This window comes from Fodinicurvata sp. EGI_FJ10296 (genome assembly GCF_040712075.1).
Lineage (GTDB): Bacteria > Pseudomonadota > Alphaproteobacteria > DSM-16000 > Inquilinaceae > JBFCVL01.
Genome location: NZ_JBFCVL010000006.1, coordinates 1 through 26,440, shown reverse-complemented (window position 1 = coordinate 26,440; position 26,440 = coordinate 1). Strand labels below are relative to the sequence as shown.

Here is a 26,440-nt window from a genome sequence, read left to right as displayed (position 1 = left end):
ACTTGTAGCCGCCGGACGCATGAATCGCATCCGTCCGACCCACGCGCTGCCTGCCCGCCGGCAGGACAAACCGGGAGGACACCATGTCCACTCAGATTATAGATACCCAAGTGCGCAGGTCAAGTATCGACCTGGAATCGGTCATGCTACCGGCTGCAATTCCCGACAATATTCCGGGGCTATCGATCAAGAGACGCTCGATTTGCGGGCGAGGCTGAACGGGTTCAACCCCGGGGGGACGGAAGGGACATATGCCCGAAATCATTTTTAACGGCCCGGAAGGCCGACTCGAAGGTCGGTATTCGCAGAGCAAGGAGCGCAACGCGCCGATCGCGTTGCTGCTGCACCCGCACCCGCAGCATGGCGGGACGATGAATAACAAGCTCGTCTATACGCTGTTCCAGGCCTTTTCCAGGCGGGGATTCTCGGCGCTGCGCTTCAACTTTCGCGGCGTGGGGCGCAGTCAGGGCGAGTACGATCGTGGCGAGGGCGAGCTTTCCGACGCAGCGGCCGCGCTGGACTGGCTTCAGACGAACAATCCGAATTCGGCGGCCTGCTGGGTCGGCGGATTCTCGTTCGGCGCCTGGATCGGCATGCAATTGCTCATGCGGCGTCCGGAGATCGACGGATTCATCTCCATCGCACCGCCCGCCAACATGTTCGACTTCAGCTTTCTGGCGCCCTGTCCCTCTTCCGGTCTGATCGTCCAGGGCGACAAGGACGATATCGTCCCGAAGGAAAGCGTGCAGAAACTGGTCGGCAAACTTCGCCAGCAAAAGGACATCGTGGTCGACCACGAGATCATCGCCGGGGCCAACCATTATTTCCATCATCGTGGCGACGAGTTGACCGGGGCGATCGACCGCTATCTGGACCGCGCGCTGGCCGGGGTATGGGATCAGACGGCCGCCGAACCGAAATAGCCGGTGGTTCCGGCACGAAGTGAGCCCCTGCCGACCGTTCCGGCGACGGATGCAGTCGGTCGGGAGCTTGCTCCTGCGATCGCGGCTGTGATAGGCAGCATCGAAGATTCCTCCCTTTTACAGTCCAGCCATGACGGAATACGGGAAATGTCCACGCTGAGTTCGTCGTTCCTGGCGACGCTGCAGGAACGCGGCTTCATCCATCAGGCCACCGACCTGGCGGCGCTCGACGCTCTTGCCGCCAAGGAATGCATCACTGCATATGTTGGCTATGATCTGACGGCCGACAGCCTTCATATCGGCCATCTGGTCTCGATCATGATGCTGCGCTGGATGCAGAAGACCGGCCATCGGCCGATCACGCTGCTCGGCGGCGGCACGACCCGGATCGGCGATCCGTCCGGACGTGACGAAACCCGTCGCATGCTGGATGACGAGCAGATCGCGGTGAACCGCGCCGGCATCGAACACACGTTTCGCAACTTCCTGGATTACGACGGCGCCGGCCGTGCCCGATCCGGCGCGATGGACGGCCAGCAATCGGCGATGATGGCCAACAACGCCGAATGGCTCGACGAACTCGCCTATATTCCGTTCCTGCGCGATATCGGCCGACACTTCACCATCAACCGGATGCTGACATTCGACAGTGTCCGGCTGCGCCTCGATCGCGAACAGCCCCTGACCTTCCTGGAATTCAATTACATGATTCTCCAGGCTTACGACTTCATGGAGCTTTCGCGCCGGTACGGCTGCCGCCTGCAGATGGGCGGGTCCGACCAATGGGGCAACATCGTCAACGGCGTCGAACTGACGCGACGGGTCACCGGGCAGGAGGTATTCGGCCTGACCTGCCCGCTGATCATGACCGCCTCGGGCCAGAAGATGGGCAAGAGCATGGGAGGCGCCGTATGGCTCAACCCGGCCAGGCTAAGCCCCTATGAATACTGGCAGTTCTGGCGCAACACCGAAGACGCTGACGTCGTGCGATTCCTGAAGCTGTTCACCGAATTGCCGATGGACGAAATTGCGCGGCTGGAGCAACTCGGCGGTCAGGAGATCAACGAGGTCAAGAAGGTCCTCGCCACCGAAGCCACGGCGCTCTGCCATGGCCGGGAAGCGGCGGAGCTGGCTGCGGAAACGGCCCGCCGGACGTTCGAGCAGGGCGATATGGCGACCGGACTGCCCGGTACCGATATTGCAGCCGATGCGCTGGCAGCAGGGGTTCCGCTGCTGCAGGCGCTTCAGATGGTCGGCCTTGCCGCTTCGAACAGCGAGGGCAGACGGCTGGTCCGGCAGGGGGGCGCCCGCGTCAATGACGAGCGGATCGACAACGAGGAGCACGTCGTTGGCCGCGACGATCTGCGCGACGGAATCATCAAGCTCAGCGCCGGCAAGAAGCGGCACGCCGCGCTCAGGTTGGTTTGAGAGCATCACCCGGTGAACAGGCGTCGTAATACTCCGGGAGCAAGCACCGACAGCGGATTGACGACTACGCTCGGCTGATCAAGAGCACCTGCGATCCGGTAGGTAAAGGCAAAAACGGCGTCGGTTCCGCCGGTCGCCAGATCGCCCACAAGCGGGATCGACCGGATAACCTCGTTGACGCCGGCGATGGGGATCACATCGCCCGCCACGCTCATCGTGCCGGTGCCGAGGTCGATCCAGCCATTCGCCGTCAGGCCAAGGGCACCGCCGGAAGCCGTCGCGTCCGATATCTGGACGCGGCCGTTCTCGATCCGCAGCCGCGCCTGAATGCTGTCGAAAGGCAAACCGCCGCCGCCACCAAGCAGATCGGTCAATCCACCGACGGACATTGCGGCCAGCAGGCGGGCCAGAACCGGGGCGTGCACGACCCTGACATTGCGGATATCCAGAATGGCCTCGGCCGCCCCGTCCGATCCGGTCGTCGGTACCAGCTCCAGACTGCCGCCGGTCAGGCCATCATGGATGCCGAACGCCGCCAATACTCCACCCAGTTGCTGTGCCGCCCCGGAGATGCGGGTGATCGCGCCCTCCCGGACAGCCTGAAAATCGAACGGCAGTCCGCCAGCGGTCGTGCCGTCAATCTCCACCCGGCGGGTTGCAGCGGTCCTGACGATTTGCCCGGTGACAGCCCCTGTTCCGCCTTCCGGCAGCCTGACGCCGTCCAAATCGAAGGCGATATCCATCCCCTCGCCGGCGCCAACCGGCCCATTCAGGAAATCATGCAGCCGGGCGGTTGCGCCGGGCGCCTCCGGGTCATTCGTCTCGCCGTCACCCCCGAGCATGCTGGACAGGTCGAGCATTTCTCCAGTCAGACGACCGCTTATCCCCCCCTCGGCGGTGCGCTCGAAACGCCCGGCAAGGCGGGAGCCGTTATGCACCAGCCGTTCCACGACCGCGGTACGCATTTCGCCGCCGGAGAAACCGAGCGAGCCCTGGAACGACAATCCCATGGTCTCCAGCGCCAGCCGGTCCAACGACGACAAGCCGCCGGCATTTGCCGTGACCCGCCCGGATACAGTGCCGGGGACGCCGGGCGGCTTGGCGATATCGAACCCCTGAACCGCAATGCCCAAATCGGCAATGTCGGCCTCGATATCCGCCGTCACGCGACCGCCCGCAGCAAAGGTTGCCGCAACAGACAGCGGTGCGACACCGCCCGGGCCGGTCGACCAGGTCACGCCGGACGCCGCCCCACCGTTTCCGTCCGGCAGCAACGCGGCCAGGGTTTCCGCGTCCAGTGCCCCTTGCACCTCCAAACGATCGGGAGATCCCTCGTCGAATCCACGGCTCCACGCAAAGTCGAGCGACTGCCCCGCCACGACGCCGTTGCCGGACAGCGCCAGCCGTTGCCCATCGACCGACAGACGGCCGTCGAAGGCATCCACGCGCAGATCCGATGGCGATCCAGGCAGCAATCCCGGCAGAACCATGCTGGCGCCGGTGATCTCCGATGAGCCGGCGACGGAGACGTGATCCATCCTCAACACGGCCCTGAGCGGAAAGCCGAAACGAAGACGTGTTACTGCGGAGCCACCGACCTCTTGCATGTCGATACCGATATCGTCGGTGAATCCGAGGCGCGGCCGGCCGAGAAAATCTAGCGTTTCCGACAGCGGTCCCGAGGTTACCAGATCGATGTCGATCGTCTGGAAGCGGCGATCGAAGCCGGTGATCTCGATCGATGCCGCATCGGCTGACAGTCCGGCGCTCCGGCCGCCGCCCGTTTCGACCGAGAAGACGCCATCTGCGTATCGTGCGGCGCCCGAAAGGCCCGTTATTGGCGGCAGATCATCGAGATACGTCAAAGTGGCACCCGAAAAGCGGATCATCGACGTCAAAGCAGGCGGTTCTCCGGCATCCTCGGCAAGCCGCCACGAGGCGCCTTCACTGAAGCCGTCTTCCCGAATGACGGTGGTGTCGAGCGTCAGGGTCGCCTCGTCAACAATGCCGCGCGTGATGTTGGCAGTGACCCAGTCCCGCGCCTTCGGCGCCACGGCTGTGGGCCAGTACCGTGGCAGAAAGTCCAGCGGCAGATCGGTCGCCCGGACGTTGAGGTCGATCGCAAATTCATCCCCACGGCCCCGGCCGGAGATCGCGGACAAGCCAGCCACAAGCACCGGTCCGCCGATATCGATGCCGATATTGGGCAGGTTGAGCCGGCCGGCACCGAAATCGACCGTGCCCTGAGCGGTCACACCGGCGACGCTCATCGGTGCGTCATACAGACCGGGTATGTCGAGCACGGCGGCATCGCCATCCAGCCGGAATTCGACTGCTTGCGGATGCCCGTCCGGCGATAATGTCGTGCGCGCCCGGCCGTCGATGGGCGATCTGATCGCCGCCAGCGGCGCGAGCGTGTCATCGAGCCGGGCCACAACCGCGGGCACGATTCCGCCGAAAGTCACTCCGAGCGCCGTTTCCCCGGCCTCCATATCAAAGCCGATATCGGCGGTGAGCCAGCCGTTCTCCATCCCTCCCGGCCCCGAGACAACGGCTGCGGCGCCGCCGGCGATGCTGGCAAGGCCGCGCTCCAGGTCGATCGACAATCCGCTCATTATCCATTCGGTTCGGCTATGGTGATCGATCAGATCGACCCGGGCATCGCGGACCGTCAGCCTTTCGATCTCCGACATCGGCGCGTCGGTAGTGCCCGGTGGCGCAAGCAGGGAGTTGAGCAGGGTGATGACGATATCCGTCGGCGGCAACAAATCGGCGTGTTCCGCCGGTCCGAGGACGATCTCGAACCCGCCCTCTGCCAGACGCTCCGCAGCAAAGCGCGGCTCGATAACACTCAGCGATGCCGGTGCGATCCGTCCGCCGAGCAGGGCGCGGTGGCTGAGTGTGACTTCCATGGCGGGCAGACTGGCCATCGCCGTGCCCTCGGGGCCGGTCACCGAAACGTCCTCGGCGACCAGGATCAATGGCTGGTCGAAGTCGCGCCACTCCAATTGCATGCGGCCTATATCCAGATTGACGAGCTCGTCGCTCATCGCGCCTTCGATCGTCCCGATCAGGAACGCGGCGTCGATCGGCCCGCTCGACAGGCGCCAGGCAACGCCGCCGACGGCCAGCATCGCCAGCACGAGCAAGGCCAGCAATCCCTGCCCCGCCAGCGCGGCGACCAGCAATCCGGCCGAACGCCCGGGCCGTTCGCGCGTTGTCTCCCCGTCTCCGGTGGGCGTTCGAGTCATGGCCACACTTCGATCGGTACCCCCAACAATTCGAAAGCGCTGCAGGAAACGCCTCCCCGTATCCATCGGAGCCTGTCCTGCCCGAGCCCGGTGCCTTGACTCCCGGTGCCTTGACTATAGCCGCGCGAGGACCGAGCCTGATCGAGATTATGCCCCAGGAAAGTCAGGACTATGACGCAGACAGGCTCCATCGCAAGCCCTTGGTCCCCGGCACGATGGCCAGGTGCCCCGGATGGCAGCGATCGACAGAACGGATGGCGCCGCCTGGAAGAAACCCTCGCACGGCGCAGCGGGCCGGTGGACGATGGGACTGTGGACGACGGGACGGGCGCTCCGACGGTCGAGGCGATGAAAGACCATCCGGTGACCGGACCCATGCTGGATGCGATGTTCGCGTACAGCCCTTTTCTGACCGACATCGCCACCCGTGATCCGGCCCTTGTCTCGGATCTGGCGCGCCGGGGCCCTACGCCCGTCCTCACTGATGTCCTGAACGAGATTGCCGGGCCGCTGTCGGCCCTCGATGACGAGAAGGCGCTGATGAGCGGCCTTCGCCGTCGGCGCCGGACCGCCGCCTTCGCCATCGCCGCCGCCGACATGGCGCGGCTTTGGCCGGTCGAAACCGTCTGCGCCAATCTGTCCAGTCTGGCCGAAGCCGCCGTTCGGGCGTCCGTCCGTCATCTCCTGCGCGCCGCCGCCAGGCGCGGCGACATCACGTTGCCGGATCCCGCAGCGCCCGAATTCGGGTCAGGCCTCGTCGTTCTGGGCATGGGAAAACTTGGCGCTCGCGAATTGAACTATTCCAGCGATATCGACCTGATCATTCTTTATGACGACGAGGTCGTGCAAAGCCCCCGACCCGACCGGATTGGCCGAACTTTCGTGCGAATCGCGCGGGATATGGTGCGCCTTCTCGATGACCGGACCGCCGACGGTTACGTTTTCCGGGTCGATCTGCGGCTGCGCCCGGATCCGGGGGCCACGCCGCTGGCGGTCAACATGACCGCGGCGGAGACGTATTACAGTTCCATGGCCCAGACATGGGAACGCGCCGCCATGATCAAGGCACGGCCGATCGCCGGAGATGCCGAAGCCGGCGCCGCCTTTGCACGGTTCCTCAGGCCCTTCGTCTGGCGCAAATCGCTCGATTTCGCCGCACTTCAAGATATTCACGCCATCAAGCGCCGCATTCACCGGCACAAGGGACACGGTTCGATCGCCGTCGAAGGTCACGACGTGAAACTGGGGCGCGGCGGCATCCGCGAGATCGAATTCTTCGCTCAGGCCCAGCAACTGATCTTTGGCGGGCGCCAACCGGCCCTGCGGGTCATGGATACGTGCTCGGCGATCAACGCCCTGGCCGACGGGCTTCGCCTGGCACCGGATGCCGCCGCTCCGCTGATCGAGGCCTATCGGGATCTGCGGCGAATCGAACATCACATTCAGATGATCGAGGACCGGCAGAGCCACAAGATGCCTGATACAGCAGCAGGCGTCGATACGTTGGCCGGCTTTCTCGGCTGGGACGATACGGCCGCGTTTCGGGCCCACCTGACCGCGACGCTGACCCGAATCGAGAGCGCGTATGATGGTCTCTTTGCCGACGAGCCGGACCTGCGCAGCGATTCGGACCTGGCCTTCACCGGCGCCGACGACGATCCGGACACGGTGCGTCAGCTGGCCGAGATGGGTTTTGCCGATCCGGCGTCGGTGCTGTCGACGGTGCGATCCTGGCTGCACGGCCGCTATCGCTCGACCCGATCTGACCGGGCCCGGACGCTCCTGGCCGAGTTGGCGCCGGCGATCGTCCACGCTTTGGCCGCCACCCAGCAACCCGATGACGCTGTCCTCAGATTCGACCAATTCATCGCCCGACTTCCGGCCGGGGTTCAGATTTTCTCGCTGTTCCACGCCAACCCCGAGTTGCTGACCCTGCTGGCCGACATCCTGGGCACGTCGTCACGGCAGGCGGATCACCTGGCCCGGAATCCGATCCTGCTCGACAGCGTCCTCACACCCGGCTTCATGGAAAGTCTGCCCGATTTCAACGCACTGCAGAACGAAGTCACCGGACTGCTGAATACAGTGGACAACTACGAGGACGCCTTGAATGTACTGAGGCGCTGGACCAACGATCACCGTTTCCGCGCCGCCATTCATATCCTGAAGAACCTGTCCACGGTCGAATCCTGCGGCCGCTATCTGTCGGACGTCGCCGAAGCCGCGCTGGTCAACCTGCAGCCGCTGGTGGTGGCGGAGTTCGAAAGACGCCACGGCACCTTCGACGGTGCCGGCGTTTCCATCGTCGCGCTCGGCAAGCTGGGCAGCCGCGACATGAGCATCCGGTCCGACCTGGATCTGATCGTCATCTACGATGTTTCCAGCGACACCGCCGAGTCCGACGGGCCCAAGCCGCTATCGCCCACCGTCTATTACGCACGGCTGATTCACCGCATCATATCCGCGATCACGGCTCCGACCGCCGACGGCGCGCTGTACGAGGTCGATATGCGGCTGCGGCCGTCGGGCAATTCCGGGCCGGTCGCAACCAGCCTGGAGTCCTTCGTGCGCTATCAACGCGAAGCGGCCTGGACCTGGGAGCATATGGTGCTGACCCGCGCGCGCCCGATCACCGGCGAACCCGCCATGCGGAACAAGATTACCGACGCGATTCAGGGGATTCTGCGCGAGCCGCGCGACGCGGAGAGACTGCGCGCCGATGTCGCCTCGATGCGGGACCGGATCGACCGGCAGCACGGCACCGAAAATCTTTGGGAGGTCAAATATGCCCGGGGCGGCCTGGTCGATATCGATTTCATCGTCCAGTACCTGCTCCTGCGCGAGGGGCATGCCTATCCCGACACACTCGTCCCCTCGACGACCGAGGCCATCGATCGGCTGGCCGCCCATGGCTGCCTTGCCGCCGCCGTTGGTGACGACCTCAAGCAGGCGCTGTCGCTTTGCCGTCGGATTCAGGCCTATCTCCGTCTGGTCACCGACAAGGAATTCCGACCGGCAACGGCGGCCCGTCCGCAGGTCGAGGGGCTGGCGCTTGCCGTCGATCCGGATCAGAAACGGCCGGTGGACTTTGCCGCGGCCGAGCGATTGCTGGAGGAGACACTGGCCCGCAGCCATCGCCATTTCCAGGAGATCGTTGGCGTCCCCGGGCCGGAATGACGATGGGTCATGCTCGTCCTTGCCGCCACCCCGACAATCGCTAAATTAGCTGATCCGATCCCGGTCCATTTGCCGATCCAGTGCCGACAACCCCGAGGATAACGCCATGACCGTCGAAGAAGGCCAGCCCGCTCCCGACTTCTCACTACCGACCGCCGATGGGGACGATGTTCAGCTCTCGGCCCTGAGGGGAAACCCGGTCATTGTCTATTTCTATCCCAAGGCCGATACACCCGGCTGCACGAAAGAAGCCTGCGGCTTCACCGAAGCCCTCGCCGCGCTGGGAACGACGGGCGTTCGGGTGATCGGCATCTCGAAGGACGCCGTCCCGAGGCTGGCGAAATTTCGCGACAAACACGGCCTGACCGTAACCCTGGCTTCGGACGAGGAAGGCAAGACGGTGGAAGCCTATGGGGCCTGGGTTGAAAAGAACATGTATGGCCGAACTTATATGGGCATTGACCGGTCCACTTTCCTGATCGACGAAAACGGCATCGTGCGCCATGCATGGCGCAAGGTAAAGGTGCCGGGGCATGTCGACGAGGTCGTCACCGCACTGAAACAGCTATAGGCCGGTCGTTCGGCGCCTGATGGTCTGGGCCTGCGGCGAATCATGGAATCGAGATGGACCGACTGACCAGCATGGAAGTCTTCGTTCGGGTCGTCGACTGCGGCAGCTTTGCAGGCGCCGCCGCGGCCATGAAACTGTCGCGCGGCATGGTCAGCAAGCACGTTCTGGCCCTGGAGGAACGGCTCTCGGTCCGGTTGCTCAACCGCACGACCCGAACGCTCAACCTGACCGAAGCCGGTGCCGGATACTATGAACGCTGCCGCCAGATCGTTCAGGACGCGGAAGAAGCCGACAGGGCGACATCGCAACTGCAGAGCGAGCCGCGCGGCGATCTGCGCATCAACGCGCCGATGACCTTCGGGTCCATGCATCTCGCACCGGCATTGCCGGATCTGCTCGGCCGCTATCCCGACATGTCGGTCGATCTGGTCCTGAACGATCGCGTCATCGACCTGGTCGATGAAGGGTTCGACGTGGCGATCCGGATTGCCAGGATGCCGGATTCCAGCCTGATCGCCCGAAAGCTCGCCCCGTGTCGGCTGGTGCTTTGCGCCGCACCGGGTTACCTCGAAAAATTCGGGACGCCCCAGATTCCCCAGGACCTCGTCAACCATCGCTGTTTGCTGTATTCGATTTCCTCGTCGCCCCGCGAATGGCACCTTTCGGGGCCGGAGGGTCCTGTTACCGTCAAAGTTAACGGACCGTTGCGCGCCAACAACGGCGAGGCGTTGATGGACGCCGCCCTGACCGGCCTCGGCATCCTGATGCTGCCCACCTTTATCGCCGGCGCCCACCTTGCCAGCGGCGCGCTGGTGCCGATCATGACCAATTACGCCCCTCGTCCGCTGACGATCAACGCCGTCTATCCGCATAATCGACACCTTTCAGCCAAGGTGCGCGCGTTCGTCGATTTCATGGTCGAGCGGTTCGGAACGACGCCCGCCTGGGATCAATGGGCTATGGAATCAGATCAGGAACGCCCGAAAAAAGAGATTTGTTGAAAATTTTTCAATTTTTCGGATAGTACGTTGCCTTGAACAAGGGACAAAAGGCAACACATGGCGGACCCGAGCGCAAAACACGACGACATCTTCACGGGCATGGTCCAGACGGTCCGAGCGGTCGACCATGTGGGGTGCCGGCTCGTCGGGCCGGATTTTCGGGTTGTGGCGGTCAACGAAGCACTGGCCGAAAGGCTGGAACTGCCGGCCGACCGCCAGATTGGCGCGCCCGCCACCCTCGGCCTGCCGCGCGAGGATCGAAACGCCGTTTTCGAACACTTCCAGCGGACCATGGACAACGGTGTCGCCCGGGCGTTATCGACGCGGCTGATCTCGCAATCCGGCGTCGAGTCGGCAATCACGATATCAAGTGGCCGATTGGTCTGCCCGACGCGGGGACCGTTCTGCATCACAACCTTTACCGAACCGCGCAGCCGCGCCGCCGCCGAGGAATGGAGCCCCAACACCCGCTATCGTGCGCTTTTCGACCGCACGCCGGACTGCGTCTTCGTGCTGTCCTCGTCCGGGCACGGACCGGTCCCGGCCATCGAAGCGGCAAATGCAGCGACCCAGGCGCTCATCGTCGGGCCGGACAAACCGGTCGACGGCACACCGATTTCCGCCTTCATGCCGACCGATACATGGCGCTATCTGACCCACCAGATGAATGCCGTCACCGGCTCCAGCAAGACCAGCCGTCAGACGGCGACGCTGACATTCAGTGGCGGCCGTCTCCCGGCAGAAGTCACAATGGTGCCGGTCGATTCGCGTGAAGTGCTCTGCATCCTGCGGGATATCAGCGACGATGTCGAAGCGAGGGCCAATCTCGAACATAGCCAGGAATTGCTGGCATCGATCTTCGACAGCAGCGATGTCGGCATCGCCATTTCCGACGTCAATGTCGATCTGGTCGCCGTCAACCGCGCCTATGCCCGATTCTACCGCACCACGCCGGAAGCCCTGCGCGGCAAGAGCGTGCTGGACCTGGTCCCGGATTCCCAGCGCGCCAATGTTGAGCATTGGCACAATCGCGTACTTAAGGGTGAGACCATACGCCAAGAAGAGATCCTGATCCCGGCCTCGCTGGCGGACGGGACGCCGGCACGCTCGCTGTCCATCGTCAGCAGCCGCCTCAGGACCCGCAGCGGCCCCGACTATACGGTCGCCATGTTGACCGACATCACGCGGCAAAAGCAACTGGAGCGGGAACTGCGGGCCCGGCAGGAAGAACTGGTCCGGATTGCCGACCACTTGCCGGCGCTGATCGCCCAGATCGACACCAGCGAGATCATCAACTTTGCCAACCAGGCGTTCGAAGACTGGTTCAAGGTGCCGCGCGACAAGGTCATGGGATTAACCATCCGGCAATTGCTGTCCGGCGAAGCATATGAACGGCTCACCAGCGGCATCAAGCGGGCACTGGAGGGCGAATCGATCACCATTCTGGACGCCGGGCTGTTCCCCGACGGCGAGCGGCGGCATATCCGGCTCAACCTGATGCCGCGTTTCATCCGGTCCCCGGACGGGACGTATGGCAATACCCCCGAAGGCGCCTATATCTTCGGATTCGACATCACCGACACGATCCAGTCGCAACAGCAGTTGCAGCGGGCCAAGGAAAGGGCAGAAACGGCCAACAAGGCAAAATCCCAGTTCCTGGCAAATATGAGCCACGAGTTGAGAACCCCGCTGAACGCCATCATTGGCTTCAGCGATATCATCAACAATGAATTGTTCGGTTCGCTCGGCCACCCGAACTACAAGGACTACAGCAACGATATACTGACCAGCGCCCAGCATTTGCTGTCGTTGATCAACGACGTGCTCGATCTGTCGAAGATCGAGGCCGGACGCTATGAGTTGAACGAAGAGCCGATCAATCTCACCGCATTGATCGACAGCGTCATGGCGATCATCCGGATCAAGTCGCAGGAAGACGGGCTAACCATCGACCACGATCTCGATCCCCGGTGCAACTGGATCGTTGCCGACACCAAGGCCATGCGCCAGATGCTGCTGAACCTTTTGTCCAATGCGGTCAAGTTCAGCTCGAAGAACGGCCACGTCCACTTGGGCGTGCGCGCCACCTCGAAATATGTCAGCTTCTCGGTCACCGATACGGGCATCGGCATTCCGGAATCGAAACTGCACAGCGTGTTCGAGCCGTTCGCCCAGGTGGACAATGTCCTGACCCGAACCCACGAGGGAACAGGCATCGGATTGTCGATCACGCGCGCCTTCGCCTCTCTCCATGGCGGCACCATCGATGTGACGAGCGTTCTGGGCCACGGCAGCACCTTTACGATCAAGCTCCCGGCCTGGCGCGCCCTGCCGGAAGCGTGGCGCCAATCCTCGTCGACCTGACGATTCAATCGGGACCGATAGACCCCTAAGCTCTTGCCAAAGCCCGCGCCGTGCGATAGCGGAATCCGGACCAGACTCGTTCGGCCGAACGGCCGCACCGCACCATTCCCGGGGATCGTCATGTCGCGCACCGACGCCATTACCGCCGCCCGCGCCTTCGCCACCGACGGAACGCTGGCGGCCGAACTTGGCCGCCGCGTCGCCATTGCGACGGAAAGCCAGCGCGCCGACAGCGGCCCGCATCTTCGCCGCTATCTGACGGAGGAAATTCAGCCCAGCCTTGAAAAGATGGGTTTTGCCTGCCGGATACTGGAGAACCCGGTCGATGAGCGCGCGCCGGTTCTTTTCGCCGAGCGCATCGAAGACCCGGTTGAACCGACGGTCCTGACCTACGGCCATGGTGACGTACTGCACGGCATGGCGGAGGACTGGGCGAACGGCCTCGACCCGTGGAGGCTCGCATCCATCGACGGCCGCCTTTATGGCCGGGGCACGGCCGACAACAAGGGACAGCACACGATCAATCTGGCCGCGCTCGGCCTGTTGCTGAAACGCGACGGCGCGCTTGGCTTCAACGTGAAACTGTTGCTGGAAATGGGCGAGGAAATCGGCTCTCCCGGTCTGGCCGCGCTGTGCGAGCGCCACCGTGACCTGTTCGCCGCCGATGTGTTCATTGCGTCCGACGGCCCCCGGCTTGCCGACGATCAGCCAACGATCTTTCTGGGGACGCGCGGGTCGATAAATTTCGACATCACCTGCGATTTCCGCGACGGCGGGCATCATTCCGGCAACTGGGGCGGCATTCTGGCCGATCCGGCGATCGTCCTCGCCCATGCCCTGGCGACGATCACCGACCGCAAGGGCCGCATTCTGGTCGATGGCTGGACCCCGGCAAATGTGCCGGAGGCCGTGCGCGAGGCGGCCCGCGCGCTGACGCTGACGCCCGGCCCGGACGATCCCCAACCGGATCCTGACTGGGGTGAGCCCGGCCTCAGCGGTCCGGAGAAACTCTTTACCTGGTGCAATTTCGCCATCCTGGCACAGACCGCGGGCCGGCCCGAAGCGCCGGTGAACGCCATTGCCGGTTCAGCGCGCGCCCATTGCCAGTTGCGCTACGTGGTCGGCGTCGATCCAGACCGTGTGTTGCCGGCGCTGCGCGACCATCTCGACCGCCACGGATTCCCGCAAGTCACGGTAACGCCGGCGAAAAAGGGCTATTTCCGCGCCACCCGAACCGATCCGACGAACCCCTGGGTGACCCGGGTTCAGGCCTCGATCAAGGAAACCACCGGCAAGACGGTCGCCGTGCTGCCCAGTTCCGGCGGGTCGCTGCCCAACGAGGTCTTTGCCGAAACGCTGGGCCTGCCGACGATCTGGATTCCCCACTCCCATCGCGGCTGCTCTCAGCACGCCCCGAACGAACACCTGCTCGCCGCCACCGCAGAGGAAGCGATGGCGATCATGACGGGCCTGTTCTGGGATATCGGCCACGGCGATTGAGACGCCAACCGGGCTCGTGCGGATCGGGGCCCCTGATCGGTGTCAGGGGCGATCAGGGTGGGGAAGATGGTGGCCGTCTTGCGATCGTTCGTGCCGCCGCCCTCCTGATCGTCCCCGCCTTGAGCGGGGACCTCGCGCAGCAACTTCCCACAGGCGAAACGGGAACCGGGCTCATGCGGATCAAGGTCTTTGGACGGTGTCAGAGGGCGATCAATCCACCCGAACCGGCTCGCCCAATGTGTGCATCAGCCGGTTCGCCCAGCCGAATATGGCGGTCGCCAGGGTCAAGTCGACGATTTCGAGGTCGCTCATCCCGAGATCGCGCAACCGGCGCACATCATCGGCGGTCGCCTCGGGCGGCGACTTCGACAGCTTGACCGAATAGTCGAAGATCGCCTGCAGGCGCTCGTCCAGCACTGCCTCTTCGCCGCGGGCGAAGATCTCCTCGACGACCTCCGGACGCTTCGCCAGCATGGTATAGCGGTTGACGTGAACGGCGGTGCAATAGATGCAGTGGTTGACGATCGACGCCCCGATGGCCCCGACCTCACGTTCGGCGCGCGACAGGCCGCCCCGGTCGTACATGATGGCATTGAATACCGGCGTCCGGTGCGAGAGCGACTCCGGATCATGCGCCAGCACCAGCACGTAGTCCGATACCTTGGTGTTCGACGGCGTCACCTTGAGCGCGTCGAGTTGCTCCGGCGACGCGTTCTCCAGCGCGACCGGCGTCAGATAGGGGCGCCAGGTCGGCAGATCGGTGGTGAATTCAGTAACGACGGTATCGGTCATGATGCGCTCTCCAATAGCCGCAGACCGATGGCAAACCGGACCTGGAAGCTGACAAAGGCGGCCAGTTCGGCCAGCCGGACGATGTCGGGCTCGGCGACGCCGGCATTCCGCAACGCGTCGACATCGCCCTTGGTGGCATCGCGGGGATGGGTGGTCAGCAGATCGATATGACGCACGATTGCCGCGAAGCGGGGATCCGACGGGGTGTGGCCCGGCTCGGCGATCGCGGCGACGGCTTGCGGCGGCCCGGCCACATCCAGCAATTCGGCGTAATGCGCGGCAATGCGATCGTCCCGGTTATGGTGGGCCATGCGCGCGGCCAGCGCCGCCCGCAGCCCATGATCGATGCCGCCCGGCTCACGCGGCGTCAGGACGGCGTCGTGGCTGGCATCGGCAAGCGCGACGATGTTGGCACGCACCGTCAGCGCCTCGGCGATGGGTCCGGCGGCGTCCAGGCGCGCGGTCCCGTCACGGGCCAGATCCACGGTCAGGGACTCCATGGGGTCCGGTGCATTACCCTCTGACTTCTCGGGGGGTCCGTCGGATTTCGATGTCATGAGCTGTTCCGGATCAGTGGCCGCATGGGTTTCGAACATGCAATTATAACATCGACAACGGGTTTGCATGCAAGAAGCGGATTGATATTCTCGTATGCATTCGACAGGCCAGCGGAGATCGATGCCCAGGATGACCACGAATATCCGGCAACTGGAAGCCTTCAGCGCGGTGATGTCCGCTGGCAGCGTCACGGCGGCGGCGCGACTGCTGGGCCGGTCGCAGTCAGCGACCAGCCGGTTGCTGCAGGAATTCGAGACCTCTGTCGGCTTCGCCCTGTTCGTCCGCCACGGCACCCGGATCTCGCCGACGGCCGAAGCCCTGGCACTGGCCGAGGAAGTCGAGCGGTCCCTGGCGGGCCTGCGCCGTATCGGTGCCCGGGCGGCCGAACTGCAACGCGGCGCCGAACGCCATCTGACCGTCGGCGCCATTTCGGCGCTTTCGGCCGGTCTGATACCCGGCGCACTGGAACGAATGAAGCGGACCGGTCTCGATCCGGACATCAGCCTTTGGACCGGCGACGCCGAAACGGTCATCCAGTGGGTGCTGGATCGGCGGGTCGATGTCGGGCTGGCCAGCCTTCCGGTCGACCATCTGGGGGTCGAAACCCGATGCCTGATCGCCGCGCCGTGCGTCTGTCTGCTCCCGCCCGGCCACCCGCGCGCCGGGGCCGACACCATCACGCCGGCCGATCTCCGCGACGACGGTTTCGTCTCGATGAGCAATCCGTTCAGGCTGCGCAGCATCGTCGATCAGGCCTTCGCGCGCGCCGGCATCGCCCGCCGCATCAAGGTCGAAACCGGGTCGTCGGTGAATGCCTGCGCCATGGTTGCGGCCGGCGTCGGCGTGGCGGTGGTGGAACCATTCGCGGTCGCCGCCCTGCCCGGCCTGCCGCTCACTGTCCATCGGTTCGAGCCGGAGGTTCTGTTCCGCTGCGCCGTGATCACACCCGGGTCGCGCCCGCCGGGCCGGCTCGCGCGGCATTTCATCGATGCGGTCAACGCGACCGCCGCCCAATGCGTGGCGAGTTGCCGGACCGAGGGTCCGTCATCCGCCGCGACCGCTGATCTCGAGGTAACGCCATGACCGAGACGCCGCCCCGCCTGCCCCCCCGGCCGCCGGAAGGGCTCGACGGGCTGGAAGCCCGCCTTCGTCAGGATCTGGAATGGCTGACGCTGCCGCCGCCGGACTGGGTTCGCCCGACATTCGACGATCGGGGTGAGCGTATTGCCGACGTCGTCATCGTCGGCGCCGGAATGACGGGGCTGGCGGCGGCATTCGCCCTGCAATGCGCGGGCATCCGCAACATCGTCCTGCTCGACCGCGCGCCGGAAGGTCAGGAAGGCCCATGGGTTACCTATGCCCGCATGCAGACGCTGCGCTCGCCCAAGCAACTGGTCGGCCCGGCACTGGGCATCCCGTCGCTGACCTTTCGGGCGTGGTACGAAGCGCAGTTCGGTCCCGAGGCCTGGGAGGCACTGGAGAAGATTCCCCGGCCGATGTGGATGGACTATCTGCGCTGGTATCGCCGCGCGCTCGACCTGCCGGTCCGTAACGGCGTCGCCGTCGACGGGATCGAACGCGACCAACAGGGGCGTATCCGGCTCGCGGTCACCGACAACGGCACCGCGACGACGATCCTGACCCGCAAACTGGTGATGGCGACCGGGCGCGACGGTCTGGGCGGACCCTATGTGCCGCCGTTCATCCAGGATTTGCCGTCGCATCTCTGGGCCCATTCGGCCCACGACATCGACTTCGAGGCCCTGAAGTCGAAGAAGGTCGCCGTCATCGGCATCGGCGCCTCGTCGGTGGACAATGCCGCCAGCGCGCTGGAGGCAGGCGCCGGCGAAGTCCGGATTTTCGTGCGTCGACCCGACGTCCCGCGCATCAACAAACTGACCGGCATCTCCAGCCCCGGACTGGTGCACAGCTTTCCGCATCTGCCGGAGTCCTGGCGCTGGCGCATACTTTCTTATGCCGACCGATCGCAGGTACCGCCGCCGCGTTCCAGCGTATTGCGGGTCACCCGCCACCCTCATGCCCATATCCATCTGGCCAGCCCGATCCTGTCGGCCGAACCCGTCGACGGCGGCCGGGTCCGCGTGACGACACCGCATCGGCAGTGGACGGCCGATTTCATCATCGCCGGTACCGGATTCGCGATCGATCTCGACCGGCGACCGGAACTGTCGGCGCAGTCCGGCAACATCAAGCTTTGGCGCGATGTCTATGTCGAGCGCGGCGAGGAGCAGTCCGATCTGGCCGGCTATCCCTATCTGGGACCGGCGTTCGAGTTCCTGGAAAAGGACGCGGGCCGGACACCGGAACTGCGCGACATTCACTGCTTCAACTATGCCTCGACCCTGACCCACGGCAAGGTCAGCGGCGATATCCCCGCCGTAAGCGACGGCGCCGCCCGTCTGGCTCGGGGCATTGCCGCGCATTTTTATCGGGATGACATCGACTGGCATTACGAGCAGTTGCAAGCCTTCGACCGTCCCGAGGTATTCGGCGACGAATGGACCGATGCCGAAGCCGTCACACCAGCATAGCGATGGCACGGCCGCGCGCTTCAGGGGCGCATTAGGGGTTTGACGCGACGCAATTTGCGCATAGGGTAGCGGCCGAACGTGCTGCCGGTTCCGTGGGTCATGAGTTCGGCCCCCGGATGAAAAGGGAACATGGAACGGTCGACCCAATCCGGGGATCGCGTCCATGGCTGCCCCCGCAACTGTCAGCGATCGCCGCGGCCATGCAGGTCCACTGGCATTCTTGCCGGGAAGGACGGCCAAGGGCTATCGATCGCGAGCCAGGAGACCTGCCGCAGCCACGACAGACGAGACCGGCCGGGCGGGGTGTATCGGCGGGGTCATCGGAACGGCATTCGCCTGTCGGCCATTCGTGGTGCCGACATCCGGCGCCATGCGTTCCGGCGCCCTCAGCACGCCCGTCCGGATTAATTGCGATCGAGGCGGCGCGGCATGAACCCGAATCCGGACCCCAATATTGACGGCAAGCCATGGCGGCAAACGACGGCGCTGATCCTCGGCGGTGCGCGGTCGGGCAAAAGCCGCCATGGTGAACGCCTGTGCCTCGATCTGGCCGCCGCCGGATCGGTGCCGCCGGTCTATATCGCCACCGCCCAGGCGTTCGACGACGAGATGCGCGCCCGCATCGACGACCATCGCTCCCGGCGCGGCCCGGAATGGGCGACGATCGATGCCCCACTCGACCTTCCCGCCGCCGTGGCCGCCCAGTCGAACGCGGTCGTTCTGGTCGATTGCCTGACGCTGTGGCTGACCAATGTCATTCTGGCGGACCGGCCGGTCGACACGGCGCGCGCGGATCTGCTGTCCACTTTGGCAACGGCGGCGGAAAACGGCACAAGCGTCATCCTCGTCGCCAACGAGGTCGGTCTCGGTCTCGTGCCGGAAACGCCTCTGGGCCGCCGGTTTCGCGACGAGGCCGGCATTCTCAATCAGGCCGTTGCGTCGGTGGCCGACACGGTCACCTTTATCGCCGCCGGTCTTCCCCTTTCCCTGAAATCAGCCTGACGGAACCAACTGCCATGAAAATATCGACCACGGTCATCACCGGATTCCTGGGTGCCGGCAAGACGACGCTGATCCGGGATCTGCTGACATCGGTCAACGGCCGGCGCATCGCGCTGATCATCAACGAGTTCGGCGATCTGCCGATCGACGGCGAGATCCTGAAAGGCTGCGGTCTGGAGGACTGCAAGGACGACGACATCGTCGAACTGGCCAATGGCTGCATCTGCTGCACGGTCGGCGAGGATTTCGTCCCGACCATGACCAAGATCCTCAACCGCGAGGATCGCCCGGATCACATCATCATCGAGACCTCGGGCCTGGCGCTGCCGCAGCCGCTGGTGCGGGCTTTCCGCTGGCCGGAGATCCGCAACCGGGCGCAGTTGGACGGCGTGATCGCGGTGCTCGACGGGCTGGCGCTGTCGACGGGCGGTGTCGTGTCGAATACCTCGGCGGTCGATGCCCAGCGCACCGCCGATCCGATGCTCGATCACGAGACGGCGCTGGAAGATCTGCTCGCCCATCAGATCGAAGCCGCCGATCTGCTGGTCCTGACCAAGACCGACATGCTGGACGAGGCCGGCCTCAAAGCCGCCCGCGAACGCGCTGGCAGCGGCCACGGCGCCGGCAAGACGGTGCTGGAAAGCGGCCGGCATGTGCTGACCGCCGACGCGCTGCTGGGTCTCGGCCTCGATCCCGACCGCATCATGAACGGTCATGAAGACGACCATCATGATGACGACCACCACGAAGACGACCACGAGCACGTCGATTTCCTGTCTCATGTCATCGACCTGCCCGCCGTCGCCGACCCAGACACGCTGGCGCGCGCAGTCAAGGCCGCGATGGAAAGCTGCGATGTCTATCGGGTCAAGGGCATCGCCGCCGTCGAAGACAAGGATATGCGGTTGATCATCCAGGGCGTGGGCAGCCGGGTCCAGAGCCACTACGACCGCGACTGGCGCGACGACGAATCCCGCACCACCCGCCTCGTTTTCATCGGCAATGCCGTCGGCGGCGCCGATGGCCTGCGTTCCGCCCTCCACCGCGCCATCGACGGATAACCCTCTGCCATGCATCTTCTGAACGCGGCGGCCGGCGCTGTTTCCGATGGATCCGACCCGGTCGATCTGGGCCAGGATCCCGGCGACATCGTCGTCATCACCTCGGCCGATACCGAGATCACCTGCATCGCGCGCGCCTGCGCCGAACTGGCCGAGGGCGCGGCGGACGCCGCCCCATCGGTGCGGCTGGCGAATTACATGGCGCTCGGCCACAACATGTCGGTCGACATGTATCTCGACCGCGTGATCGCTGAATCGCGCTATGTGATCGTGCGGCTGCTGGGCGGGGTGCCGTATTGGCGCTATGGGATCGAGCAGTTGAACGCCGTCTGCCGTGATGCCGGCATTCCGCTGGCCGTGGTGCCGGGCACGGTGTCCGAGGACCCCGAGCTTGATGCCCTGTGCACCGTGCCAAAGGACGACGCCCGGCGGATCTGGGACTATTTCCGCGAAGGCGGCATCGACAACGCCCGGCGCATGTTGTCCTTTGCCCAGGCGCGGTTGAGCGGCAGTGATGACTGGCAGGACGCCGCCCCTCTGGCGCCGGCCGGTCCGCACCCGATCGCCGACTCCGTAACCGCCGATCTGCCAGACGACGCGCCGCGCGTGGCGCTGACATTCTATCGGGCGCTGGTTCAGGCCGGCACGACCGAGCCGATCGACGCGCTTGCCGCCTCGCTGGCCGAACGCGGATTGCGGCCCATGGCCTTTTTCGTGTCCAGCCTGAAGGACCCGAAGTCGAAGAAGGTGCTGCAAGCCGCCTTCGACGCCAACCCGCCCGATGTGGTGATCAACGCCACAAGTTTCGCGGGCGGCGATGCCGGGGCCGACTGGACACCGGGCATTCTGGACGACGGCAAGCGCCCGGTCATCCAGGTCGCGCTGGCGGCGGCGGGTGAAGCCGACTGGCGCGAAAACGACCGGGGGCTGTCGCCCAAGGATCTCGCCATGTGGGTGGCCCTGCCCGAGGTTGACGGCCGCATCGTCGGCCCGGCGGTGGCGTTCAAGGACCGCAGCACCCAGGACCCGCTGACTCAGACCATGCTGACCCGCTTTCAGGTCGTTCCCGACCGGATCGACCGCGCCGCCGATATGGCTCTGGCCTGGACGCGCCTCGGCCGCACACCCCGGCATGACCGCACGCTGGCGATCGTCATGGCCAATTATCCGGGCCGTCCGGGCCGGGTGGCCAACGCCGTCGGCCTCGACACGCCGGAAAGCACCCTGGCGGTGCTGTCGGCGCTGAAGTCGGCCGGTTACGAGGCCGAAACGCCCTGGCCCGACGGCGGCGCCATGATGGCCGATCTGGAAACCGGCGCGGCCGGATTGACGGACGGTGAGGCGTTCCTGCCGGTGGCGATCCATACCGCGCTGTTGGCCGCCCTGCCCGACGGCATGAAGGCGGCGGTCGAGGACCGCTGGGGCCTGCCGGAATCCGATCCGAACTTCGATGCCGAGCGCGGCGGATTCCCGATCAACGCCCGGCGCTGCGGCCAGGTCTGGGTCGGACTTCAACCCAAACGCAACCATCAGGTCGACGTATCGGAAGACTATCACAGCCCCGATCTGGTGCCGCCGCACGCCTATATCGCGTTCTATCTGTGGCTGCGCCACCGCGCTGCCGTTCAGGCCATCGTTCAGATGGGCAAGCACGGCACGCTGGAATGGCTGCCCGGCAAGGCGCTGGCGATGTCCGACACCTGCTGGCCGGACGCGCTGGGCGGGCCGATGCCGACGCTTTATCCGTTCATCGTCAACGACCCGGGCGAAGGCACGCAGGCCAAGCGCCGTCTGGGCGCGGTGATCCTGGACCATCTGACGCCGCCGCTGACCCGCGCCGACAACTATGGCCCGGTTCGCGATCTGGAACGGCTGGTCGACGAGTATTACGACGCCGCCGGGCTCGACCAGCGCCGACTGGAGATCCTGCGCCGCGATATCCTCGATGTCGTCCGGGCCAACGGGCTGGATCACGAATGCGGCATCACGCCGTCGGACGATGACGACACCATGCTGGGCAAGATCGACGCCCATCTGTGCGATCTGAAGGAACTGCAGATCCGCGACGGACTGCATACGCTAGGCCTGCCCCCGACGGGTGAGGCGCGGACCTCGCTGATCCTGGCGCTCGCCCGCATGCCGGGCCGCGATGGCCGGGAGTCGCTAACCGGCGCACTGGCCGCCGATCTGGCCCTGACCTGGCCGACCGAGGATGACGACACCGCGCCCTTCGATCCGCTGACCGCCGAGCCCTCGGCGCCCTGGACCGGCCCGCAACCGGCCATTCTGGCCGACGCGGCACCGGACGCGCCGTGGCGCCTGGCCGCCGATACCATCGAACGGCTGGAGACCGTGGCGGCGGGGCTGATCGACGGCACCCACCCCCTGCCCGCCGACTGGCCGCGCACGGCGGCCGCACTCGACGCGGTTTCCACCACTCTGATCCCGGCGCTGGATGGCGGCGCGGCGGACGAGATTGGCCATCTGCTGGCCGCGCTCGACGGTGGTTTCGTGCCGCCGGGCCGGTCGGGCGCGCCGACGCGCGGCCGGGCCGATGTGCTGCCGACCGGGCGCAATTTCTTCTCCGTCGACACCCGCACCATTCCCACCCCGACCGCCTGGACGCTGGGTTGGGCCTCGGCCGACGCGCTGGTCACCCGCTATCGTCAGGACCATGGCGGCTGGCCAAAGGGCATGGTGATCACGGTCTGGGGCACGGCGTCGATGCGCACCGGCGGCGACGATCTTGCCCAGGCCATGGCGTTGATCGGCGTGCAGCCGGTCTGGGACACGGCGTCCCGGCGGCTGACCGGGTTCGAGATCATACCCGCCAGCGTGCTCGACCGGCCGCGCGTGGACGTGACGCTGCGCATCTCCGGCTTTTTCCGCGACGCCTTCCCCTATCAGATCGACCTGTTCGACAGCGCGGTGCGGGCCGTGGCCGCGCTGGACGAGCCGGATAAAACCAATCCGATCGCGGCCGCCGTCCGGCGCGACCGGGCGGCGTTGGCCGACGATGGCGCCGAGGCGGCAGAGGCCGACAAGCGCGCCGGTTTCCGTGTCTTCGGCGCGGCGCCCGGCGTTTACGGCACCGGGCTGCAGGATCGCGTCGATCAGGGCGACTGGACCGACCGCGCCGATCTGGCCCAGACCTTTCTGGACTGGAGCGGCTATGCCTATGGCAGCGGGGCGGAAGGCACCCACGATACCCAGGGCTTCGCGCGGCGGCTGACCGAAACCGACGCCGTCGTGCAGAACCGCGACAGCGACGAGCAGGATATCCTGGACGGCAACGACTATTATCAGTTCCAGGGCGGCGCGCTGTCGGCGATTGCCGGGCTGACCGGGCGCGAGGTTCAGGCCTATACGCCCGATCACGGCCGCCCCGGCAAGCCGGTGATCCGGTCGCTGGAGCAGGAGATCGCCCGCACCGTGCGCGCCCGCGCCGCCAATCCGAAATGGATCGCCGGCATGATGCGCCATGGCTACAAGGGCGCGCAGGAACTCGCCGCCACGGTCGACAATCTGTTTGGCTTTGCCGCGACCAGCCGGGCGGTCGAGGATCGGCATTTCGAGATGCTGGCCGAAGCCTATCTCGACGACCCCGAGGTGCGGGACTTTCTGGAGCGCAGCAACCCGGCGGCGGGCGCCGATATCGCCGACCGGCTGGCCGAGGCGCTCGGCCGCGGTCTGTGGCAGCCGCGATCGAACACCTGGCATGACAAGCTGGCGGCACTGTCGGCGCGATGGCGCGGCCGCACCGCCACGAACGACATTCAAGCACGGGAGGAAATGGAGCCATGAAGACCGAAGGCATGACCGACGAGGAAATCAACCGGCGTCACGCCGAAAAGATGGCCAAAAAGAAGATCGCCCGCGACAAGATCATCGCGACCAAGACGATCGAAAAGGGGCTGTTGATCGTCCATACCGGCAAGGGCAAGGGCAAGTCGACAGCCGCTTTCGGCATGGTCTGCCGCGCCATCGGTCACGGCTTCAAGGTCGGCGTCGTCCAGTTCGTCAAGGGCAAGTGGCAGACGGGCGAGAAAAAGGTGATCGAGGCCTTTCCCGATCAGGTGACCGTGGCCACCATGGGCGAAGGCTTCACCTGGGAAACCCAGGACCGCCAGCGCGATGTCGCCGCCGCCCGCGCGGCTTGGGATCAGGCAAAGGAAATGATCGCCAATCCCGAATACCGCATGGTGCTGCTGGACGAGTTGAACATCGTGCTGCGCTATGACTATCTGCCGCTGGACGAGGTGCTGGAAACGCTCGCCGCCCGCCCGGCCGATACCCATGTCATCATCACCGGGCGCAACGCCAAGGAACCGCTGATCGAGGCCGCCGACATGGTCACCGAGATGACCATGATCAAACACCCGTTCCGCGACGGCGTGAAGGCCCAGGCGGCGATCGAGTTTTGAGCGGCGGGGACACACCCCGGCCACCCCGGACGCTGATGATCCAGGGCACCGGCTCGGATGTCGGAAAGTCGCTGGTCGTCGCCGGTCTCTGCCGGGCGCTGACACGGCGCGGGCTGACCGTGCGCCCGTTCAAGGCCCAGAACATGTCGAACAACGCCGCCGTCACGCCCGACGGCGGCGAGATCGGGCGCGCCCAGGCACTGCAGGCGCGGGCCTGTGGGGTGCCGCCCAGCGTCGACATGAACCCGATCCTGCTGAAACCGCAATCCGACAGCGGCAGCCAGGTGATCCTGCGTGGCCGGGTCGCCGGCACGCTGGCGGCGGGCGCGTTCCGCTCGCGCCACCGGGAATTCCTCGACGCCGCGCTGGCCAGCTTCCGAACGCTTCAGGCCGAGGCCGACATCGTGATCGTCGAAGGGGCGGGCAGCGCGTCGGAGACCAATCTGCGCGCCGGCGACGTCGCCAATATGGGCTTTGCCGAAGCCGCCGACCTGCCGGTGGTGCTGGTCGCCGACATCCATCGCGGCGGCGTGATCGCCAATCTGGTCGGCACCGCCACGGTGCTGACCGCAGCCGACCGCAAACGGATCGAAGGCTATGTCATCAACCGGTTCCGGGGCGACACCAGCCTGTTCGCCGAGGCGCTGACGGCGATCACAAAGGCGACCGGCTGGCCGTCATTCGGCATACTGACCCACTTCCCCGATGCCGCCCGGCTGCCGGCCGAGGACAGCATGGCGCTGGAACAGGCGGCCCCCGTACGCAAAGGCGGCATCCGCGTCGGCGTGCCGGTGCTGCCGCGCATCTCGAACTTCGATGACCTCGACCCGCTGGCGAACGAAGAGGACGTCTCGCTGATCATGGTGCGCGCGCCCGACCCGCTGCCGGGCGACCTCGACCTCGTCATCCTGCCGGGCTCGAAAAGCACGATATCGGACCTCAATTTCTTCCGCGAGACCGGCTGGGACATCGACCTCGCCGCGCATATCCGGCGCGGCGGCCGGGTGCTGGGCCTGTGCGGCGGGTACCAGATGCTGGGCACCCGCCTGGACGACCCCGACGGCACCGAAGGCCTCCCCGGCAGCGTCGCCGGACTGGGACACCTCGACGTCGAAACGATCCTGGGCGGCGACAAGACATTGACCCTGACCTCGGGGACCTATCGCGGCGGCAACAGCGGCCGTGACGACGTCCCCACCCCGATCGGGGGATACGAAATGCATATCGGCCGCACCGACGGTCCCGACCGCTCCCGCCCCTTCGCCACCCTGGCCGACAACAGCTCGGGCGGGCACCCCGACGGCGCGGTCTCGCCAGACGGCCGGATCGCCGGCACCTATCTGCACGGCCTGTTCGCCACCGACGCCTTCCGCGCCGCCTTCCTGGCCGAATTCCGCACCGGCCGAACGGCAGGACAAGCCTATGACCCCATGATCGACCGCACCCTCAACGCCCTCGCCGACCACCTCGAAACCTGCCTCGATGTCGATGCGATGCTGGGGCTGGTGGGACGGGGCGAATGAGAATTGGCTTTCACCCTCGACACCAAGTGCGGCAGCATCGCCGGACACTTTCACGCTCGTAGTTGCGCCGAGTCCCAAACGGCACCTTGCGCCCCGCAGCGAACCATGAATCGTAGTGCAGCTAACCAGCTCATACACGCCAAACCGCGAATGACAGACTACACTTCCGGGATTCAAAAGCACCGTATTTTACAATCTGCACGCCTGCTTTGACAGAGGTGGTTCGGGGAATCTGGACAGTCGGGATAAGTGGATTTTCGGCCTGAGATCGGCATGATGCCGGGGACAGGAGAGACCATGACCAGACGACCAC

Annotated in this window: 17 protein-coding genes and 1 riboswitch; of the genes, 14 read left to right on the top strand and 3 right to left on the bottom strand. The window is 65.4% G+C overall.

The window, feature by feature from the left end; genetic code table 11:
• Window positions 1–251 precede the first annotated feature (251 nt).
• Window positions 252–923, top strand: a complete 672-nt coding sequence (locus ABZ728_RS13885) for an alpha/beta hydrolase (protein ID WP_366656790.1) — start codon at window positions 252–254, stop codon at window positions 921–923.
• Window positions 924–1,070: 147 nt separating this feature from the next.
• Window positions 1,071–2,351 (top strand): tyrosine--tRNA ligase, encoded by a 1,281-nt coding sequence (gene tyrS / locus ABZ728_RS13880; protein WP_366656789.1) that lies wholly within the window; start codon window positions 1,071–1,073, stop codon window positions 2,349–2,351.
• 5 nt (window positions 2,352–2,356) lie between these two features.
• Here tyrS and ABZ728_RS13875 read toward each other — a convergent pair whose 3' ends face one another.
• Window positions 2,357–5,602, bottom strand: a complete 3,246-nt coding sequence (locus tag ABZ728_RS13875) for an AsmA-like C-terminal region-containing protein (RefSeq protein WP_366656788.1) — start codon at window positions 5,600–5,602, stop codon at window positions 2,357–2,359.
• Window positions 5,603–5,773: 171 nt separating this feature from the next.
• On the opposite strand from ABZ728_RS13875, the gene ABZ728_RS13870 reads away from it, so the two are divergent.
• From ABZ728_RS13870 to ABZ728_RS13850, 5 genes are all read left to right on the top strand, one after another.
• Window positions 5,774–8,779, top strand: a complete 3,006-nt coding sequence (locus ABZ728_RS13870) for a bifunctional [glutamine synthetase] adenylyltransferase/[glutamine synthetase]-adenylyl-L-tyrosine phosphorylase (RefSeq protein ID WP_366656787.1) — start codon at window positions 5,774–5,776, stop codon at window positions 8,777–8,779.
• A gap of 106 nt (window positions 8,780–8,885) precedes the next feature.
• Window positions 8,886–9,350, top strand: coding sequence for a thioredoxin-dependent thiol peroxidase (bcp, locus tag ABZ728_RS13865; RefSeq protein ID WP_366656786.1), 465 nt, complete (start codon window positions 8,886–8,888; stop codon window positions 9,348–9,350).
• A gap of 53 nt (window positions 9,351–9,403) precedes the next feature.
• The gene (locus tag ABZ728_RS13860) at window positions 9,404–10,351 is read left to right on the top strand and encodes a LysR family transcriptional regulator (RefSeq protein WP_366656785.1); all 948 of its coding nucleotides are present in this window, start codon (window positions 9,404–9,406) and stop codon (window positions 10,349–10,351) included.
• Window positions 10,352–10,408: 57 nt separating this feature from the next.
• The gene (locus ABZ728_RS13855; RefSeq protein ID WP_366656784.1) at window positions 10,409–12,715 is read left to right on the top strand and encodes a PAS domain-containing protein; all 2,307 of its coding nucleotides are present in this window, start codon (window positions 10,409–10,411) and stop codon (window positions 12,713–12,715) included.
• Between the two features lie 120 nt (window positions 12,716–12,835).
• A complete protein-coding gene (locus ABZ728_RS13850) occupies window positions 12,836–14,215 on the top strand; it encodes a M20 family metallopeptidase (protein WP_366656783.1) in 1,380 nt (459 codons plus the stop codon).
• Window positions 14,216–14,425: 210 nt separating this feature from the next.
• On the opposite strand, the gene ABZ728_RS13845 is transcribed toward ABZ728_RS13850, so the two are convergent.
• Window positions 14,426–15,007 (bottom strand): peroxidase-related enzyme, encoded by a 582-nt coding sequence (locus tag ABZ728_RS13845; protein WP_366656782.1) that lies wholly within the window; start codon window positions 15,005–15,007, stop codon window positions 14,426–14,428.
• Window positions 15,004–15,564 (bottom strand): hypothetical protein, encoded by a 561-nt coding sequence (locus ABZ728_RS13840; protein WP_366656781.1) that lies wholly within the window; start codon window positions 15,562–15,564, stop codon window positions 15,004–15,006. Before ABZ728_RS13840 ends, ABZ728_RS13845 begins: the two co-directional genes overlap by 4 nt.
• A gap of 130 nt (window positions 15,565–15,694) precedes the next feature.
• Between ABZ728_RS13840 and ABZ728_RS13835 the strand changes: the two genes are divergently transcribed.
• From ABZ728_RS13835 to ABZ728_RS13805, 7 genes are all read left to right on the top strand, one after another.
• On the top strand, window positions 15,695–16,648 hold the full coding sequence (locus tag ABZ728_RS13835; protein ID WP_366656780.1) for a LysR substrate-binding domain-containing protein: 954 nt from the start codon (window positions 15,695–15,697) through the stop codon (window positions 16,646–16,648).
• Complete coding sequence (locus ABZ728_RS13830) at window positions 16,645–18,117, top strand: NAD(P)/FAD-dependent oxidoreductase (protein ID WP_366656779.1); 1,473 nt, start codon at window positions 16,645–16,647, stop codon at window positions 18,115–18,117. Before ABZ728_RS13835 ends, ABZ728_RS13830 begins: the two co-directional genes overlap by 4 nt.
• Window positions 18,118–18,206: 89 nt before the next feature.
• Window positions 18,207–18,406, top strand: a riboswitch (cobalamin riboswitch).
• A 140-nt stretch (window positions 18,407–18,546) separates the two neighbouring features.
• The gene (gene cobU / locus ABZ728_RS13825; RefSeq protein ID WP_366656778.1) at window positions 18,547–19,119 is read left to right on the top strand and encodes a bifunctional adenosylcobinamide kinase/adenosylcobinamide-phosphate guanylyltransferase; all 573 of its coding nucleotides are present in this window, start codon (window positions 18,547–18,549) and stop codon (window positions 19,117–19,119) included.
• 14 nt (window positions 19,120–19,133) lie between these two features.
• Window positions 19,134–20,180 (top strand): cobalamin biosynthesis protein CobW, encoded by a 1,047-nt coding sequence (gene cobW / locus ABZ728_RS13820; RefSeq protein ID WP_366656777.1) that lies wholly within the window; start codon window positions 19,134–19,136, stop codon window positions 20,178–20,180.
• Window positions 20,181–20,189: 9 nt separating this feature from the next.
• Complete coding sequence (gene cobN / locus ABZ728_RS13815; protein WP_366656776.1) at window positions 20,190–23,984, top strand: cobaltochelatase subunit CobN; 3,795 nt, start codon at window positions 20,190–20,192, stop codon at window positions 23,982–23,984.
• On the top strand, window positions 23,981–24,604 hold the full coding sequence (cobO, locus tag ABZ728_RS13810; RefSeq protein WP_366656775.1) for a cob(I)yrinic acid a,c-diamide adenosyltransferase: 624 nt from the start codon (window positions 23,981–23,983) through the stop codon (window positions 24,602–24,604). Before cobN ends, cobO begins: the two co-directional genes overlap by 4 nt.
• 35 nt (window positions 24,605–24,639) lie before the next feature.
• On the top strand, window positions 24,640–26,127 hold the full coding sequence (locus ABZ728_RS13805; protein ID WP_366657194.1) for a cobyric acid synthase: 1,488 nt from the start codon (window positions 24,640–24,642) through the stop codon (window positions 26,125–26,127).
• Window positions 26,128–26,440: the final 313 nt, after the last annotated feature.

Coding starts and splice junctions, on each gene's coding strand:
- ABZ728_RS13805 (WP_366657194.1), top strand. CDS start 24,640: ATGATCCAGGGCACCGGCTCGGATGTCGGAAAGTCGCTGGTCGTCGCC.
- ABZ728_RS13870 (WP_366656787.1), top strand. CDS start 5,774: ATGACGCAGACAGGCTCCATCGCAAGCCCTTGGTCCCCGGCACGATGG.
- ABZ728_RS13855 (WP_366656784.1), top strand. CDS start 10,409: ATGGCGGACCCGAGCGCAAAACACGACGACATCTTCACGGGCATGGTC.
- ABZ728_RS13830 (WP_366656779.1), top strand. CDS start 16,645: ATGACCGAGACGCCGCCCCGCCTGCCCCCCCGGCCGCCGGAAGGGCTC.
- cobO (WP_366656775.1), top strand. CDS start 23,981: ATGAAGACCGAAGGCATGACCGACGAGGAAATCAACCGGCGTCACGCC.
- cobW (WP_366656777.1), top strand. CDS start 19,134: ATGAAAATATCGACCACGGTCATCACCGGATTCCTGGGTGCCGGCAAG.
- ABZ728_RS13885 (WP_366656790.1), top strand. CDS start 252: ATGCCCGAAATCATTTTTAACGGCCCGGAAGGCCGACTCGAAGGTCGG.
- cobU (WP_366656778.1), top strand. CDS start 18,547: ATGAACCCGAATCCGGACCCCAATATTGACGGCAAGCCATGGCGGCAA.
- tyrS (WP_366656789.1), top strand. CDS start 1,071: ATGTCCACGCTGAGTTCGTCGTTCCTGGCGACGCTGCAGGAACGCGGC.
- cobN (WP_366656776.1), top strand. CDS start 20,190: ATGCATCTTCTGAACGCGGCGGCCGGCGCTGTTTCCGATGGATCCGAC.
- ABZ728_RS13835 (WP_366656780.1), top strand. CDS start 15,695: ATGACCACGAATATCCGGCAACTGGAAGCCTTCAGCGCGGTGATGTCC.
- bcp (WP_366656786.1), top strand. CDS start 8,886: ATGACCGTCGAAGAAGGCCAGCCCGCTCCCGACTTCTCACTACCGACC.
- ABZ728_RS13875 (WP_366656788.1), bottom strand. CDS start 5,602: ATGACTCGAACGCCCACCGGAGACGGGGAGACAACGCGCGAACGGCCC.
- ABZ728_RS13860 (WP_366656785.1), top strand. CDS start 9,404: ATGGACCGACTGACCAGCATGGAAGTCTTCGTTCGGGTCGTCGACTGC.
- ABZ728_RS13850 (WP_366656783.1), top strand. CDS start 12,836: ATGTCGCGCACCGACGCCATTACCGCCGCCCGCGCCTTCGCCACCGAC.
- ABZ728_RS13845 (WP_366656782.1), bottom strand. CDS start 15,007: ATGACCGATACCGTCGTTACTGAATTCACCACCGATCTGCCGACCTGG.
- ABZ728_RS13840 (WP_366656781.1), bottom strand. CDS start 15,564: ATGACATCGAAATCCGACGGACCCCCCGAGAAGTCAGAGGGTAATGCA.